Here is a 15,438-nt window from a genome sequence, read left to right on the forward strand (position 1 = left end):
GCGCCGCATGATCTCGTTGGTGCCGTGGCCGTGGGCCGTCGCCAGCACGATCTCGGCACGCCATACGGCCTTCGCCGAGCTGTTGCGATCCTTGATGATCGCTTCGAGCCGCGACCGGCTGGCCGGGCTCACATAAAGGCAGATGTCATCCCGTCTCATTCCCGCATACTGCCTGATTTGCAGCGACATGGGAATCATCCGTCAGGCGGGGAACACTAGCAAGCTCGTGGGAGGCTGTGGGGATCATGTCGTGGCTCGGCATCATTGTTATTGGCATCATTTTTCTGGTGCTAGTCGTGGTCTTTCCCAGAACCATCCTTAGCGTGATCGGCATCATCTTGGCCGGAGGCGGTGCCCTATATCTTGGCGAGGTCACCGCGGCTCGCAAAAGTGCCGAGCGGCAAGCTTCCATCGAAATGACCGCCAATTTCAACGAGGCTGACTGCACGGCCGACACGCCACTCAAGATCATCATCGCTAACCGAAGTCGAAACAGCGCCGACGTGGTCGCGAAGGTTGATTGGAACGTGGCCGTCTACCGCCCCGGCTACAGCTCGAATATTGTCGACTACAGCTTCAAGAGTTTCAGCGATGGCCGTATAAAAACCACTTCCGAATGGGCGACCCCCTACTCCTCCGACAAAATTCTCGCGGCGGGGGAGGTCGTCGAGTGGTGTTTCCCGCTTCCAGCCCTTGCCGTCAGCGCTCCACCTGCTTCGCTCAAATACGAAGTGACGCACAAGCAAGTGATGTTCCGATAAGGCAGTTAACCACGGATCTGTTCACGGCGGCCCAGCCCACGACCCCATCCGCCGAGCACGATTTGCGCTATGGGGTGCACCCAACTCAGGCAGCTGACCGTGCCTCACCCCTTCGGCGGCGGGCCAAAGGGACGTAGACGCGGACCGTTCCGTTTGGAACAGTGGCTCCTCCACGAACAAACGGGGGGTCCATATCTGGCTCGGCTGACGTTGCTTCGATCCTATTCATCACCGTTTTCATCTGCGGGTTCTTCCTCCCAGGCGTGAACTGTGTGCTCGGCGCCGTGACGGGATGGCACTGGTTCCCGATGCTCATTCTGTCGTTCGAGTTCAAGAAGCCGCTGAGCTTCGAGATGATCAGCTGGCTTCCACACATCGGCGCCGGCCTCGGTTTCGTCATTCCACTTCTCATCATGGGAGCTATTTTCAACGCACTCGAAAGCTAAGCCGCCCGCCTCACACGCGGGGCGGCTTAGCTACGCGGCTGAGGGTCAAAGGGCGCTTGTATTCGGCCATAAACCGTCTGATGGCGTCATCAACGACGGTGCAGCTCTTTTCGCGGAATGTGAGCCTCTCGGCCTAGGGGGATTATCTCGAAGCGCCGCGACACTCGTGGGCAAGGTCGAGCAGCTCGACGTCGAGCTGGCCGATGAAGGCGTCGAGATTGGCGCGCATGTCTTGAAGGGCGCGCTGCATGGATCGCACGTCGATCGCGGTGGCCGGCATGGGGTACTCCGAACAGACCCGCTTAGCGATCTTGGAGCGTTAGAGTTCCCTCCGCGACTGCCCCAACTTGCATGCGCACCTTGTGGAGACGCCTCTTGACGACGAAAGACCGATTACATATCTAATCGGACACAAATTCCTCCCAGCATCCACCCGCATAGGTAGTGTCATGACGAAGACTGCAATCGTACTTCCGGGCACTGCCCCCGCAGCCACCCGCGCCACAACCGATGACCAGATCATCGCGAGTTGGCTGGCGAACCTCGGCAGCGCCTTATCGCGTGCCAAGTTCGGCGCCACCGCCGAGCGGCTGGTCGCCGAGCTGGCCCGCCGCGGACTGACGCTCAGGACTGCGACCGTCGAGGACGTCCGCGATATCGTCGCGGTGCTCGGCGAGGGCAAGGCACCGGCCACCGCTCGGCAGTATGCACAGCGCGTCAAGTCGCTGCTCAGCTACGCGCACCGGCTTGGGTATCTGCAATTCAACGCTGGGGCCGCCGTGCGCACGAGATCGGGGGGCTCGGACCTGGCAAAGCGGATCGCCAGCGAGACGGAGATCGCCCTCCTCATCCGGGCTGCCCCGACGAAGCGCGACCGCCTGTTGATCGAGGTCGGCTATGCCGGCGGCCTTCGCGTCTCTGAGCTGGTGGCTGTGACGTGGGGCGATGTCATTCCGCGCGCCGACGGCAGCGCGCAGATCTCGGTGCTCGGCAAGGGCGACAAACTGCGCCAGGTGGTTCTGCCCGGCATCGTCAGCCGCTCGTTGCTGGCCAGCCGCGGAGATGCTCCGGCATCCGCTCCGCTGTTCCCCTCAAGAAAGGGTGGTGCCCCTCTGCTGGCGCGAGCGGTAAATCGGATGCTGAAGATTGCTGCCGCGAAAGCGGGCGTGAACTCTGACATCTCAGCTCATTGGCTCAGGCACGCTCACGCGAGCCACGCCCTTGATCGCGGGGCGACCATTGCCGAAGTGAAAGACACGCTCGGCCACGCGAACATTTCAACGACGTCTGCATATCTCCACGCGCGTCCTGGCTCGAGCAGCGGGAGAGTGCTCGACTCAGGGGTGTTTCTTCGATGACACTGACGACGGGTGAGCACCAAATTGGTTCGTCCGGGATTCAATCCCACCGACTACCGCGCCGTCGCCCTCAACGGCGGCCCCATTTGACGAAGGGTGGTACTCTGCCAAACGCACGCCAGTGAACAGAGATCGCCTTTGCAGACTCGCGATCTTTTCAATCCACGCACGCCTACGAGCGTGCGACGCAAGTATATCGCGAACAACTCTACCCCGACCTGTTTCAATCCACGCACGCCTACGAGCGTGCGACGACGTGGTAGCCGAGCCGGCGGGCGATGTCGGTGTTTCAATCCACGCACGCCTACGAGCGTGCGACGCCGGGTGCGGAATTGGCGGCGTTGATGATCTGGTTTCAATCCACGCACGCCTACGAGCGTGCGACACGCCGATCGTAAGCCAGAACTGCCCATTGGGCGTGTTTCAATCCACGCACGCCTACGAGCGTGCGACCGGACGTTGCGGAACACGCTGGGGCCTCTGGTGCTGTTTCAATCCACGCACGCCTACGAGCGTGCGACACGACGCGCTTCTGTCTGCGCGCATCAAACTCGTTTCAATCCACGCACGCCTACGAGCGTGCGACAGGCTGCCGAGGCGCTTGGCGAATACGTGCACCAGTTTCAATCCACGCACGCCTACGAGCGTGCGACCTGACGGCCTTCCGCCACCAACGCGCGCTCGTTCTGTTTCAATCCACGCACGCCTACGAGCGTGCGACGGGCGGTCCTTGGCGTACTCCGTGCACTTACCGGAGTTTCAATCCACGCACGCCTACGAGCGTGCGACCTGGCCTGGGCGGGTGGAGCGGTTCCATCCGATGATGTTTCAATCCACGCACGCCTACGAGCGTGCGACTCGTTGAGCAGGCCAACGAGCTGACGCGCCAAATTGTTTCAATCCACGCACGCCTACGAGCGTGCGACGAGGACGCCGAGGAGGCGACCGAGACCGCGCGCAAGTTTCAATCCACGCACGCCTACGAGCGTGCGACTTGAGAAGATCAGCCGTACTGTTGAAGAATGACCCGTTTCAATCCACGCACGCCTACGAGCGTGCGACCAGTCGAAGCAACCACGCACTGAGGGCCGCCATGTTTCAATCCACGCACGCCTACGAGCGTGCGACGGCGGCCCGGCAAGCCATTGATTTCACGCGCCGCCGGACCATCGGCGCGCGAACCTGCCTCCCAGATTGTCAAAGAGCGGACATCTGATCGGTTACCAGAGGCCGGAGCCCCGGGCAAATCAACAGCTTACGCCGCGTGCGAAACCCCCAGCGTTTCTGCGGACGCTCCCGGTTCGCGCAGATCCCACAGCAGCTTGTGCGTGGCCACTCCCGCAGGAGCGGTGCCCAGGCTAGCGACATAGTCCTCGATGCAGACTGGGCGCTTGACCCCAGCCCTGCGCTCGACCTGCAGCAGCTTGTGCAGCTCTGACGCCCGCGCGTTACCGAGTGCGGACCCGTGCTCCCAGGCAACGAGCGCCCGGCAATGCATCACGCCCCGCGCGGCAGACTTGTCGTGATCCCAGCAATCGGCGAGGGCGCGCCACAGCAGCGCGAGATCGTCAGCTTCGAAGCCAGCCTTGTCTGCCAGCGGCCCCGAGATCGAGCCGTGCGCGCGGTAGAGGGCATACGGCACCGTCCACTTGCCGCCCATGGTCTTGTTGGCCTTGCCTGCTTCCTCCTCCGTTGCCGCACAGCGCGTCAGGGTGTGCCGCTGGGTGGTGATCGGATCGATCGAGCGCGCGAAGCTGAGCTGCACCGGCCCAGTCACGGAGTCGTTGCCGCGCGAATTGGCCAGTACGCTACCAAAGGTCCGAACATCGAAGTAACTTGCCTGCATCGTACGGCGGGCCTCAGCCAGCAACGCCGCAGGCTGCAGCGTCGACTTGCGGCCCTTGTCCTTGCCTTTGCCTACACCGTTGTCGGCGGCCTTGTCGGCTTCGGCCACGGCGCCAGCGGCATCGAGCGCCGCGTTGTGAGCGTCGTTGAGCACCGCCCCAGCCGTAATGTGCACGCCGAGCTGAGCGCGGCGCGCATCGTCCACACCGCCGTGCTCGCGCATCAGGTCGACGAAGTTCCGCACCTTGCGCTTGATGCAGACATCGGACACGAGCCCGTGCTCGCTGCCCTGCTCGCGGCGGGGCTCGTTATCTGCATCCGGGTCGCCGTTCGGGTTGCCGTTGGTGACGTCGAAGAGCAGAGCGAAGTCGTAGCGGTTCATGGCGGTGTTCCTTTTCTTGTTTGGCGTGTGAGGTGTTGTGTTAATCAAGCGGCTGCCTCGGCCTCGGCAGGCTTGCGGTTGCGTTGTGCGTAGTAGCCGAGCGCCATCTGCGCGCGGTCGGTATCGGCCATCTCGTCCGGCACCTCGATGTCGTCGAGCAGCTCGGCGATCTGCTGGTCGAACCACTCCGCAAGGCCGCCGTTGCCACTGCGGCGCATCGATGCCTTGTAGATCCCGACGTTGCCTAGCAGGCGGCCGAGCACGCTCGAAGGGCGCGCGCTGAGCGTGGCCCAGTACCGGTCGCGAACGGTCAGGGCGATCTTGGGATTGTCGCGGAGCTGCATCTCCTCAACGATCCGCAGCAGGCGGCCGAGGCGGTAGGGCGTGCTCTCTGTCATCTGATCCTCTGCGAGGTTGTGGTTACGGGCCAGCCAACCCCTAAGGACCGCGATGCGCATCCGAAGGGTCGCGTTGGCCGATTTGTCTGACGCAGGTACGGGAGCGCACACGCGGAGCCTGTCGAGTGCGCCGAGGGCGAGCTGGTCGGGGTAGCGGGAGCCGGTCAGGATCGCCTGGGCCAGCGACACCGCGAGCGCCGGTGTGATCTGCTCTTCGCGGGCGACGCAGGCGCTGAGCATCCACCACAGCTTCGGTGGGCGGCGCAGGTCAAGATCGCGGGCGTGCCGATGCAGAGCTGCGACATACTCGCCGAGCGTGGACTGCATCACCCAGCGTACTGCGTGGCGGCCTTTCCCGGGTGAGATCGCGAGCAGGTGGTACGGCGTCTCTGGCAGACCTCCAGCCGGGATCTGACCATTGCGCAGCGCCTCGACCGCCTCTGCCAGGAGCTTGTCCTCGCTCTCTGCCGCCGCATCGGCACCCTCGCCGAAGATGGCCTGCAACTCGGCTTCAAGCGCCCGCGTGGCCAGCCCCTCGGCATCGCTCCAGTAGTAGACGAGCAACCCAGCGAGGCGGACGTATTGGCGGCGCTGATGCAGAGCCCGCAGTGCCGAGCTGTAGGCGTGCGTGGCACGGCGACCCATCGGGCTATTGTCGAGCCCGTCGTAACCCCAGCGCGCGAGTGAGGTGCTGTCCCCGTCGATCGAGATCAGCTTGCCCATCTCACCCAGCGGCAGCGTCGGGTGATGCTGCACGAGCGGGCCGTGCTCACCCGTGACCAAGCAGAGGCCGACGGGCGCGCCCTCCGGGACCTGAGCACGCTCCCAGATTGCGCGCGCCTCGGGGATCTCGTGCGCCCAGACCTCGCTGTCCTCGGTATCGTTGAGCACCTTGATTGCGACCCCAGAAGCCTTGGCAGCATCCCGCATCCGCTCGACCTGCTTCGCGTCGGCCGGATCAGCAGGCCTGTCGCCGTCCTGCTCCCAGAGAGCGACGCCGGCCTCGGCGCTCCAGCTCGCCAGCCAAATCCGTAAGGCGATCAGCCTCGGGTCTGTCGCGTTGGCCAGCAGCTCGCCGTTGTAGGCGGCCCACCGGCCGACCTTGGTTGCGCCCTTGTCGTCACCGTAGCCGAGCACGTACGGCATCGGGTCGGTGAGCCAGCTCGGGATGATCCCAGATGTGCGGTTGGCAGGCCAGGATGGAGTCACCAGACGGATCGGATCGCCATCGACGCGCAGATCTTCGAGTCGCACGACGTTGCCCGACAGATCGAGCACAACGGCCCAGTGATAGCTCCGTCGCTCGTAGCCCTCAGGCGTCACGTCCGGATCGCGCTCGGCAAGGCGGAGAAGCGATTGCAGGATCATGCGACGGCCCTCCGCTCGATGATCAGCTCGGGCGATCCGAGCTGCGGCACCTCGATCACCCCGTTGTGCATCACGGCGTGCCAGACGGCCCGGCTTCCGGTGTCCCGGTTGATCGAGTGCAGCATGATCCCGAGATCGCGCTCACCGGTGAGCGCCGAAAGCGGAGCGGCCTCGATCAACTGGACATCGGCAGGCCACTCGCGACAACCGAGCACCGGCTGCTTGAAGTGCTGGCCGCGCTCCAGGCGCCGCTGCAGGATCGACAGATGCTTACCGACCACGTCGACACCGGCGGCAGCGTCCTCGCTGCTCTCCTTGCCCGTGGCGACCGCATGGAAGTCGATCACGTAGGCGACATCGCGCAGCACTGTGCTGCGGCGCTGCATCCTGACGCCTTTCCGCGAGATGTCGACCGATCGAAGGTTCGCCGGGGCGGCGATCGCCAGCTCATTGCGCCGGATCTGCGCATAGCGGATCGGGTTGAGGACCGTGATCTGGTCGATCACCCAGGCCACCGCTGGCTTCCAATAGACGGACTCGATCAGCCCCACGGCCGCCGACGGCGTGATCGCGTCGTAGGTGTAGCGCTCGACACTCAGCTCGGGGCGCGTGAAGCACGCATAGGCCCCCGTTACCAAAATCCGCATACGGCAGTTCCCCTCTTGGCCAGTTGCCGATAATAGCCTTATTTGAACAATTGCCCCTCAGGCTCAGATGACATCCAGGCCGACGTCGGAGCGGTAGAGCGACAGATCCCGAAGCACCCCCGGCGAGGCCTCGTCGCCGGTCAGGCGCTCGATGGCTCCAGACTGAGCGAGGGCCTCGACGGCCTTACGGGGGGCCTGGACGGTGTAGGCCTGCAGCACGCGGTATGCCCGCCTCAGCTCGGGGCGGCTCAGTCGGTCTCCTCTTTGGAGGTGGGCCAGCGCCTCGACCACGTCGGGCGCAGCCGGGATCACCACTCCCTCGCCTGCGTCCTCGTCGATCAGCTTCACCAGATTGGCGATCGTCGCGAACGGATACCGGTGCCCTATGTGCGTCCCAGCGAGCAGCGCCATGATGCCCTCGGCATCGAGGCCGCCCTCGGACAGATCGCGGCGGCCGTAGTAGCTTCGGAAGTAGGCCCGGATCGCCTGGGGCGAGAGCAAGTCCTCTGCATGCCACTGGAGCACCGCGCGGGTGGCGTTGGCAGCCACGCGGAAGTGCTTCGGGATCGCCTGCGGGTCGGCAGGCTCGAAGATCGTCACAAGGCTGTCGGCCAGTGCCCGGCGGCCCTCGCGGTTACAGCGACCGGCTGCCTGGGCGATGTTGTCGAGCCCGGCCATCGCGCGCCAGACGCGTCCGAAGTCGACATCCACGCCCGCCTCGATCACCGTCGTCGCTACGAGCCGGACGGGAGCCCCATCGCGAAGGCGCTGGCGGATCTCGGCGAGGCGCGTCGAGCGGTGCGTGGGATGCATCAGCGCCGAAAGGTGCGTCGCCCCCGGCATCTCGACGCAGAGCCGATAGAGGTCGCGGGCGTGCCGGCGCGTGTTTACGATCACGAGGCCCTGTTCGGCACCGGCGAGCGCCTGAGCGACGTCGCGATCGGTCATCGTCCCACCATGCTGCACGCTAACCCGGCGCAGGCGCTCATGCAGGCGCAACGTCTCTGGAGGGATCAGCTCGCGAACTTCGGCATGGACCAGGCCGCCGGAGAGCGAGCGGTCGTCGCCAGCGTGCTCGGTCACAGCGGGTTGCGTCGCGGTGCAGAGCAGAATCGAGCATCCATAGTTTCGGGCCAGCTCGTCGATCATGGCGAGGCAGGGCCGGAGTAGCTGGGGCGGCAGTGTCTGCGCCTCATCGAGGATCACGACCGAGCGCGCAATGTTGTGCAGCTTCCGAGCGCGCGCGGGCTTGTTCGAGAATAAGCTCTCGAAGAACTGCACCGCCGTGGTGATCACGAGCGGCATGTCCCAGTTCTCGGCTGCGCGCGCGATACGCCGCTCGGCATCCTCGTCGCCGCTGTCCGGTGTCGCGCTGTGATGCTCCAGCACGGCCTCGCCGAGCGGGCCGAGCGCGTTCCTGACGTTCGCAGCCGTCTGCTCGATGATGGAGGTATAGGGCGCGACGTAAATCACCCGGTCGCGGCCCCAGACGCGGGCATGGTTGAGAGCCCAGACCAGGGAGGCCAAAGTCTTCCCGCCGCCGGTAGGCACCGTGAGCGTGAACAGGCCGGCGGGAAGGTGAGTGCGGCCACGGACGGCCGCGAGGATCTCGGCGCGGATGCGGTTTACCTCAGAGGTCGGCGCAAACCCGGCCATGTGGCGATCAAGCCGGCGGGCGATCGCGTGCAGCGTGTGCGGCGAGCCGCGCCCGGCGTCGCCCTGCTCGGCATCGAGCCGATCGGCATCGACCAGCGCCGAGAACAGCATGCGCACGAGCACATGCATTGCAAACCCGGCGCGGGTCGCGTCTGTACCCGGCCGCGACCGGAGCGGCACCGGCGGCAGCTCGGCCGGAAGCATGATCTCATCGGCCCATGCGGCGTGCGGATGCACGGCCTTGCCAAGCCGTTGGTCAAGCGTGCCCTCGTCGTTCCCCGAGCCGTCCGGCATGCCGCCGTGGTGCCCGGCAACAGCGTAGGCGAGCAGCCTGCCGAGATCGGCGCGGCTATAGGTGCGTGTGGCGATCTGCGCACCGGCCGTCGAATGGTCGACACGCGCGCCGAGCCCGGCGATGCGGGCCTGGGCGGCATCGGAGTACTTGCCCACATCGTGCAAAAGACCCAGCGCCCGACCCCACTCTGACGCGCCCCACTTCGCAGCGAAAGTAGAGGCACTAGCGCCTGTGCTCTCGAGATGGTCGCAGAGCCGGCGCCAGCTCTCGCGAGGCTGATCGGGGCGACTGTGAGAATAGTGGGACATATCGACCCTCTGTCGCGAGCAGAATCTAACATCGCCCCGTCAGCTGACAGTCGACCGTTGCGACGCGGAAAACAACTCTACAGACCCGAAGCTGGGCCTTCCGAAAGCTGCCTCTCAAACCTCAACTGGCAGCTTAGCCATCAGCTTCAAAGAGGGGCAAGTGAGACGGCAAGCACGTCAGCGCGTTGTTGCGCGTACCCGCTGATCGAGGTGGCGAGCCACTTCACTTGCGCGCCAACGGCGGGATTTCGGTCCGAGAACGAGTGGCTTCGGGAGCGCGCCGTCCCGGACGATCTCTTTAAACTTCGCCCGGCCGACACGGATTACCCCAGAGGAAGTCGACGCCATTCGACGCCATCAAGACATCGAGCGGTCACCCCTCGCCCTCGCCGGTCCCCACGGCGATGATGAAGCTGTTGATCGCAAAGGGTTACCCGGTGTTCCGCCCGTGCCGGCCGATGATCGACCCGCACCTGTAGGATTGATCCAACATGGCTGAGACTGAGCGCGACCGGCGCAGCGAGCCTGCTGCGCCGGTCGCAGCCATTTCTCTGGGTGCTGGGGCTGGACCGACCGGCAATCTCGGATTGTTCCAGGACTGGCAGCTCTTCCCCCAGAAAGATGAGTGTAGGCAATCACAGCGACATTCAGCCTCGGGCCACAAGCGACCGCTCGCAAAGGAGGCAACGCATGTCTGCCTTAACTGGCAGCGGACTCAGATAGCTGGAAAATCGGCACGAAGCGCGTGCCATCCCGAATACACTTCCAGATCTACCAACAAAGAACAACGCCCCCGCCACGCAATGTTCGCCTCAAGCCGAGGCCGTTAGTTCAGAAACGAGCGATGCAGCCTGTCGCCGAGCCACACTTTCCTCGCGGCCGAGTATTTATCGGCTTGTCGCTCGGTACGAAGGAACTCAAAGAAGGAACGGCTCCACTGCCTGTAATCGACGCTCGTAGACGGGTGGTACGAAATGAAATGAGGCACTTCGTACACGGCTCCTCTCGTTCCTTCCCGAGTGGTCGGCAACAATCTTGCCATCGCGTCCCACAGCCTGAAGCCGCAGACATAGACAACATCTGGAGCAATCGCGGCTAGTGTCTCCCGGTACTGCGGGGCCCAACGCTTGAACAAGTCGGTAGATGGCGCCTCGCGAGCCTTGGCCGCGGCAATCTCACCGATGAAGTTGGTGTAGGCAATGTCGTCCCAAAAAATGTCCCGTTGGGACGGGGCGATTTCACCGGCGGCGACAAGCTTGGCGACTTTCGTCAAGAATCGGATGTTCTTCCTTGAGAGATGTATTTGAACAAGATCGGTAGTGAAGTTCAGATGCTGGTCCTGATCGACGCCGTAATGGGACTCTCCCAAAATCAAGATTTTGATCTTCGAGTCACGAAATTTCTTACCCAACCAAGGATGTTGCGGCACCAAAGGCATGGCTCACCTCCAACTCAACAACACTCATTGCGACATTCGACGTCCCGCCAAAATCCTGGCAGCAAACTCCCGCTTCTCTCGCGTTACGAGTTCGGTTTGCAGTAGCACCTCTGCGAGTTCATCCGGCACGTTGAACCATGTCGGGTAGCCGTGGCTTACTGGATTGCCCTTCTCGCCCTTCTTCCCGTTCCACCTGAGCGCCAAACAAGGCTGCCAGTGCGTGGGGTTCTTCCAGCGACCGATGGCCATAGAAAAATTCTCGCCCTCATAGAGCACCTCAAGAAGGACCCACCTGTCGCGCGGCGAGATCACTTCCCTAGGATCAAGGCCCTCGTTCCTGGGCTTTGTCATATGTGTGCCTCGATGTGTCGTGATAGCTGTCGTCACATATGGAGGCGCATATGGCGGCTTTCAATGCCTGACTTGCGCGGGATGTCGACCACACCTCATCTAAGGATGCGGATCATGAACACGAACGAGGAGGCAAAGGGTGCAGGCGCCGCTGCCGGTGATGGCCGTCACCACGAGGCGCACGACTTGAAAACCGGCCTCGCATTCCGCCACCTGCGCGACGTTCTTTGGCGTCCGTGAGGGTGGCACATGGAAATAGCCAGTGTCGGATGATTGGGAGGTCAGCGGACGTATGGTCAAAGAGTGAACCTGACGCTATGGGTCACGATCGACGACTACAACGCTGCCACCGACCGGAAGCTGGGCCTCCGAAAGCCGCCACTCCGATCGCGACGGGAAACTTGCCCTTCACCTTCAAGCATCGGCCACAGTCGCTGCGTTGACCTGGTGGCCGATGGGCTGCGATGCTTATGGGGCACGTTCAGCCGATCGCAGGCCTGGAGGATGCATGTCGAACCACATGACGGAACGTGTCGACCTCGATCCCGAGCGCATCGCCCACTGGCTCACAGTCGCTGAGGGCCTGGGCGCGGCTGCCGGTGGGCTCATTGGCGAGCTGTATAGCCTCCGCCGTGATCCAAGCAAGCACAGGCTCGAGAGAGCAGCGAAGGCTACACGGGCGGCTGAGGCACGGTTGACCGGCAACGCGCAGATGGTCGCGAACGCCCTCGCCGCGCAACTAGAGGACGCGGCCTCGTGAGCGGCTGGGATCGCATGCGGACCGCTACGCGCATGTCCCAGGGTTTGTTTGCCTAATTTCGTCTGCAGAGCCGCCCGGTCGAGCAGTCGAGCTACCAGGGCTGACTTTCCAGACGGATTATCGGGGCCTGGTTGGTGGAGTGGAGCCGCCGGTGGGACCACCGCCCGCGGCTCCACGGGCGTCAGTGACTCGAGGCGAGCATCCGCTGCTCGAGATGTCGGGCGACTTCGCTCGCGCGCCACCGGCGGCTCTTGGGGCCGAGCGGCAGAGGCGGCGGCAGCGTGCCGTTGGCGAGCAGCTCGCGGAATTTCTCGCGGCCGATGCGGAGCATCGTGCGCAGCTCGCCGGCGGTCAACAACTGATCGCGCTCAACGTGCAGCATAGACATAGGGCCATCCCAAACGAAAACGCCCGCAGGCTTGGCAGCCGCGAGCGCATAGAAGTTCATCTTGGGTATAATGATGCCTGCGCCGCGCACTTAGCGCAATACTCTCCGCATGCGCCGGAGTGTCGCAGGCTACTGACGATCGACCGACCCGAAGGCGCGGATCAGATGCGCGACAGCTCGCTCCTGGATAGGTGCCGTCGGCGAGAGCCCGACGAGCTCGCCGCTTTCGTCCAGGTCAGGCCCAGCGCGCCGGCAACGATGGCGAGCGCCTGGACATCGTCGAGAGAGTAGCTCTCGCGCGCCCATAGATCACTGGCGAACTGCTCGAGACCGCGAGCCGCTTCCGCGTAGGCTACTTCAGCCTCGGCCTCTCCTTGCTCCTTATCCGCGGCTTCAGCCAGTGCCCGGGCTGCTAATAGATCGCGGTCTACCAAATCTTGTGCCTTCGTACTCATCGCAGACATGTACGCTTCCTGTCCTACTTCTTTGGCTTCTTCCGACGCGCTTCGACTGCCTCGGCTAGCAGCGTGCGGATCAGAGTCGACTTGTCCATGCCGTCGAGCCGGCCGGCGATCATGGCCTCGATCTCTTCCAGCAGTTCAACCGGTAGCCTGATCGCGATTTGCCGCATGTTCTGCTCGCCCTGTGGTCGTCGTCCGCGTCGTTTGTCTTCTGGCATATTTGCGTATCCCAATGCAACCCGTCAAATCACGCAATTGTGATGCAATGGGATGCTACCACAGGTCCGGGCCGTCTTGATTTACGTATCCCAATGCATTACATTATGGGGAGTGACGCTGATCTGGCCCCGACGAGAGTTGAGCAATGCGAATGCGCGCCGAAGAGGTTGAGGTGGTACAAGCCACCCGAAATGCAGGCGATCGGAACGGGACATCCGGACGGCCGATGAAGTCGCGATAGCGGCAACGGCGAAGCCGTGCCCAGCGCCATCGGATCGAGAAGACAGCGTCAGCAAGGGCCGGGTTCACCCCCGGCCCTTTCATTTGGCGAAACCGCGTCGACACGCGGTCGCGTCGGAGATGGTCGGCCGGCGCCTGATGTGCCTGACCCAGTGGAGTTCTCCCCCATGTCCTTCAACGCCATCGTTGCGCTCGCCAACATCGCCAACGTGCTCTTGCATCTCAACAATGCACGCTCGGCGATGAAGATCGGGATGAGCCCCGCAAGCTCTTTCCGGTGGGCCGCCTTCTCGAGCGGCCTCACGGCTTACTTCGGCCTGATCGCGTGACACGACACTGAAGGCGAAACCGGCCGGCATCGTGATGTGCTGGCCGGTCGCCGGGGAATTGAGCAGCCCCGGCCCGACGAGCGCGCAAGCGCCTTTGGCCTGCTCAATCGAAAAGCCCCGCCGCGGGTGGATCCGCGACGGGGCTTTATTCCTGCAACCCTCTGGCTCGAGGTTCGCAATGCTGTTTCTTACCATATGCCTCCGCGTGTCGGCAATGCTCGCCGGCATCGCGCTGATCGTCGCCCAAGTGCTCCAGAACCTGGAGTTCCTGGGCTGGCCCTCTCCATCCACCGGGTTGGGGCTCGCCGCGATCGTCGTGCCTGTTGCGATGGCGATCACGGTTTCAGTAATGGAGCTCGCCAGAGACGAGCGCCGATACGGTTTCGTCGCCGTGGCGTTCTTCGTGCTCCTCTGTGGTCTAGGCCACACCTTCGTGGTCGCGTTCGAGCGGAGCGCCCATGCACGTGACGTGCAGGCCGCAGCGAAGTCTGGCAACAATGCGCCTTACAATCTAGCTTCGAAGGCTTGGAAAGACGCCGACGCTCGCGTCACCAAGCTGGAGGACGAGTTGCGCACGGCCCGCAGTACTGGATGCGGGTCCACATGCAAGTCGTTGCAGGCAGACGTCGCCACCGCCAAGACCGAAGCGGATGGAGCACGACGCGAGCTTGCCAAGTTGGGCGCACCCGTCGAGACCGCGAGCATGGCCCAGCGATATGGCACGCTGGCCGCGATCATCGATACGTGGCACCCGGTGCTTCAACCTCTGGCGATAGAGGTTGGCGCGCTGTGCCTCATCGGAATGGCGCTACCGCGTGTGCGCCGCTCCCAATCCTCCGATGGTCAGTTGCAGCGTCCTGCGACGAAAGTGGAGGAGGCCGAGGTCGCCATCCGAGCTCTCCGTGAGGAGACCGGTGGCGATCTCGGTACGGTGCGCGAGGTGGCGAGCCGGATAGGACACGCGCCGACCACCGTACATCGCGCGCTCAAGCGCGTATCCTGATCAACCTGAAGCCCGGCCGGGGAGACCCTGCCGGGCTTTTTTTGTGCCTGCGTTCCGGCGATCGGATCTGTGTCACGGTTGCAGCAACAGCCCAGCGAAAAGCCCATGTTTCATGGGCGGAACACGCACTATCGCAACCACTCACGGCGGGCGGAGTGCCGAACGCTGTCACGGATGAGCTTCTCGATGCCCTGGGCCTCGTAGCCCTGGGCGATCGTGATCGAGGTCACCTCTTCGCCGGTCGCCGACGCGCGGGCCACCACACGGCGGTTGACGATGATCTCGATGGTCGAGGGGGTCGTCTGGCGCATGGTCGCATAGGTGTGGCCGTCGCCGAGCACGATTCGTGCGCGGGTGCGGTCGTTGAGGGTGACGAGGGAGGTGGGGTTAAGGCGCCCCCGGTACGGATTTGACAGCATCCTTGGTGTCTCGAGGTCCATCGCCTGGCGTCGCCCATCAGGATGGACGGCAATGAAACTTAGATTGCAGTGGCAATCGGACTCGATAGCCAGCGGCGCACCGAGGCTCGTGTCCCCTGGCCCCTTGAGGCTGAAGCCCTCGAATTTGAAAGCCTGATCCACCGGCACCTCGACGCCATCGAGCGCCGCGTGCTTCATGCAGATCACCCCGTCGTTCAGAGCGCTCCAGCGCTGGTAGATGCGAACCTGCGCTTTGTCCTGCTCGACGAACACGAACTGACTATTTTCGGCACTGCAGTTTCGTCGCCAGGGCGTAATGATCGCCGAAGCCCAACTGAGCAGGTGTGTAGCGCGTCAATCTGGGTG

At 63.7% G+C, this 15,438-nt stretch carries 18 protein-coding genes, 1 pseudogene and 1 CRISPR repeat array; of the genes and pseudogenes, 7 read left to right on the forward strand and 12 right to left on the reverse strand.

Annotated elements, in window-relative coordinates; genetic code table 11:
• A pseudogene (locus B4N44_RS18965) lies at positions 1-189 on the reverse strand (hypothetical protein); the annotation flags it as partial.
• 56 nt (positions 190-245) lie between these two features.
• On the opposite strand from B4N44_RS18965, the gene B4N44_RS18970 reads away from it, so the two are divergent.
• Positions 246-761, forward strand: coding sequence for a hypothetical protein (locus B4N44_RS18970; protein WP_296704397.1), 516 nt, complete (start codon positions 246-248; stop codon positions 759-761).
• A gap of 272 nt (positions 762-1,033) precedes the next feature.
• Positions 1,034-1,207, forward strand: coding sequence for a hypothetical protein (locus tag B4N44_RS18975; RefSeq protein ID WP_296704399.1), 174 nt, complete (start codon positions 1,034-1,036; stop codon positions 1,205-1,207).
• Between the two features lie 142 nt (positions 1,208-1,349).
• On the opposite strand, the gene B4N44_RS18980 is transcribed toward B4N44_RS18975, so the two are convergent.
• Positions 1,350-1,487, reverse strand: a complete 138-nt coding sequence (locus B4N44_RS18980) for a hypothetical protein (protein ID WP_296704401.1) — start codon at positions 1,485-1,487, stop codon at positions 1,350-1,352.
• A gap of 169 nt (positions 1,488-1,656) precedes the next feature.
• Between B4N44_RS18980 and B4N44_RS18985 the strand changes: the two genes are divergently transcribed.
• Positions 1,657-2,565: a tyrosine-type recombinase/integrase gene (locus B4N44_RS18985; protein ID WP_296704403.1), complete on the forward strand. Its 909-nt coding sequence runs from the start codon at positions 1,657-1,659 to the stop codon at positions 2,563-2,565.
• A 154-nt stretch (positions 2,566-2,719) separates the two neighbouring features.
• A CRISPR array of direct repeats spans positions 2,720-3,693; the repeat unit is 33 nt; unit sequence GTTTCAATCCACGCACGCCTACGAGCGTGCGAC.
• 127 nt (positions 3,694-3,820) lie between these two features.
• Here B4N44_RS18985 and cas7c read toward each other — a convergent pair.
• The 6 genes from cas7c to B4N44_RS19015 all read right to left on the reverse strand — a co-directional run bounded on the left by cas7c (position 3,821) and on the right by B4N44_RS19015 (position 11,253).
• On the reverse strand, positions 3,821-4,792 hold the full coding sequence (gene cas7c, locus B4N44_RS18990) for a type I-C CRISPR-associated protein Cas7/Csd2 (protein ID WP_296704405.1): 972 nt from the start codon (positions 4,790-4,792) through the stop codon (positions 3,821-3,823).
• A gap of 44 nt (positions 4,793-4,836) precedes the next feature.
• A complete protein-coding gene (gene cas8c / locus B4N44_RS18995; protein ID WP_296704407.1) occupies positions 4,837-6,558 on the reverse strand; it encodes a type I-C CRISPR-associated protein Cas8c/Csd1 in 1,722 nt (573 codons plus the stop codon).
• Positions 6,555-7,205 (reverse strand): type I-C CRISPR-associated protein Cas5c, encoded by a 651-nt coding sequence (cas5c, locus tag B4N44_RS19000; RefSeq protein WP_296704409.1) that lies wholly within the window; start codon positions 7,203-7,205, stop codon positions 6,555-6,557. The genes cas8c and cas5c overlap by 4 nt, the downstream gene beginning before the upstream one ends.
• Before the next feature lie 63 nt (positions 7,206-7,268).
• Positions 7,269-9,464 (reverse strand): CRISPR-associated helicase Cas3', encoded by a 2,196-nt coding sequence (gene cas3, locus B4N44_RS19005; RefSeq protein WP_296704411.1) that lies wholly within the window; start codon positions 9,462-9,464, stop codon positions 7,269-7,271.
• A gap of 826 nt (positions 9,465-10,290) precedes the next feature.
• The gene (locus tag B4N44_RS19010) at positions 10,291-10,902 is read right to left on the reverse strand and encodes a hypothetical protein (RefSeq protein WP_296704414.1); all 612 of its coding nucleotides are present in this window, start codon (positions 10,900-10,902) and stop codon (positions 10,291-10,293) included.
• A gap of 24 nt (positions 10,903-10,926) precedes the next feature.
• Positions 10,927-11,253 carry a hypothetical protein gene (locus B4N44_RS19015; protein WP_296704416.1) on the reverse strand — a complete coding sequence of 109 codons (327 nt, stop codon included), beginning with the start codon at positions 11,251-11,253 and terminating at the stop codon, positions 10,927-10,929.
• A gap of 114 nt (positions 11,254-11,367) precedes the next feature.
• Here B4N44_RS19015 and B4N44_RS19020 point away from each other — a divergent pair, with 114 nt between their 5' ends.
• Both B4N44_RS19020 and B4N44_RS19025 read left to right on the forward strand, forming a co-directional pair.
• Complete coding sequence (locus B4N44_RS19020) at positions 11,368-11,493, forward strand: hypothetical protein (RefSeq protein WP_296704418.1); 126 nt, start codon at positions 11,368-11,370, stop codon at positions 11,491-11,493.
• 268 nt (positions 11,494-11,761) lie between these two features.
• Positions 11,762-12,013, forward strand: coding sequence for a hypothetical protein (locus B4N44_RS19025; RefSeq protein ID WP_296704419.1), 252 nt, complete (start codon positions 11,762-11,764; stop codon positions 12,011-12,013).
• A gap of 181 nt (positions 12,014-12,194) precedes the next feature.
• On the opposite strand, the gene B4N44_RS19030 is transcribed toward B4N44_RS19025, so the two are convergent.
• From B4N44_RS19030 to B4N44_RS19040, 3 genes are all read right to left on the reverse strand, one after another.
• Entirely contained in the window at positions 12,195-12,491 is a 297-nt protein-coding gene (locus tag B4N44_RS19030; protein ID WP_296704421.1) for a hypothetical protein, read from the reverse strand.
• 71 nt (positions 12,492-12,562) lie between these two features.
• Positions 12,563-12,865: a hypothetical protein gene (locus B4N44_RS19035; protein WP_296704424.1), complete on the reverse strand. Its 303-nt coding sequence runs from the start codon at positions 12,863-12,865 to the stop codon at positions 12,563-12,565.
• 14 nt (positions 12,866-12,879) lie between these two features.
• Complete coding sequence (locus B4N44_RS19040) at positions 12,880-13,080, reverse strand: hypothetical protein (RefSeq protein ID WP_296704425.1); 201 nt, start codon at positions 13,078-13,080, stop codon at positions 12,880-12,882.
• A 408-nt stretch (positions 13,081-13,488) separates the two neighbouring features.
• Here B4N44_RS19040 and B4N44_RS19045 point away from each other — a divergent pair, with 408 nt between their 5' ends.
• Together B4N44_RS19045 and B4N44_RS19050 are read left to right on the forward strand one after the other, a co-directional pair.
• Positions 13,489-13,650 carry a hypothetical protein gene (locus B4N44_RS19045; protein ID WP_296704427.1) on the forward strand — a complete coding sequence of 54 codons (162 nt, stop codon included), beginning with the start codon at positions 13,489-13,491 and terminating at the stop codon, positions 13,648-13,650.
• Between the two features lie 178 nt (positions 13,651-13,828).
• Positions 13,829-14,653, forward strand: a complete 825-nt coding sequence (locus B4N44_RS19050; RefSeq protein WP_296704429.1) for a hypothetical protein — start codon at positions 13,829-13,831, stop codon at positions 14,651-14,653.
• Between the two features lie 128 nt (positions 14,654-14,781).
• On the opposite strand, the gene B4N44_RS19055 is transcribed toward B4N44_RS19050, so the two are convergent.
• A complete protein-coding gene (locus tag B4N44_RS19055; RefSeq protein WP_296704431.1) occupies positions 14,782-15,345 on the reverse strand; it encodes a hypothetical protein in 564 nt (187 codons plus the stop codon).
• Between the last annotated feature and the right edge of the window lie 93 nt (positions 15,346-15,438).

Origin of the sequence: Thiocapsa sp. UBA6158 (assembly GCF_002423035.1) — a bacterium.
GTDB lineage: Bacteria > Pseudomonadota > Gammaproteobacteria > Chromatiales > Chromatiaceae > Thiocapsa.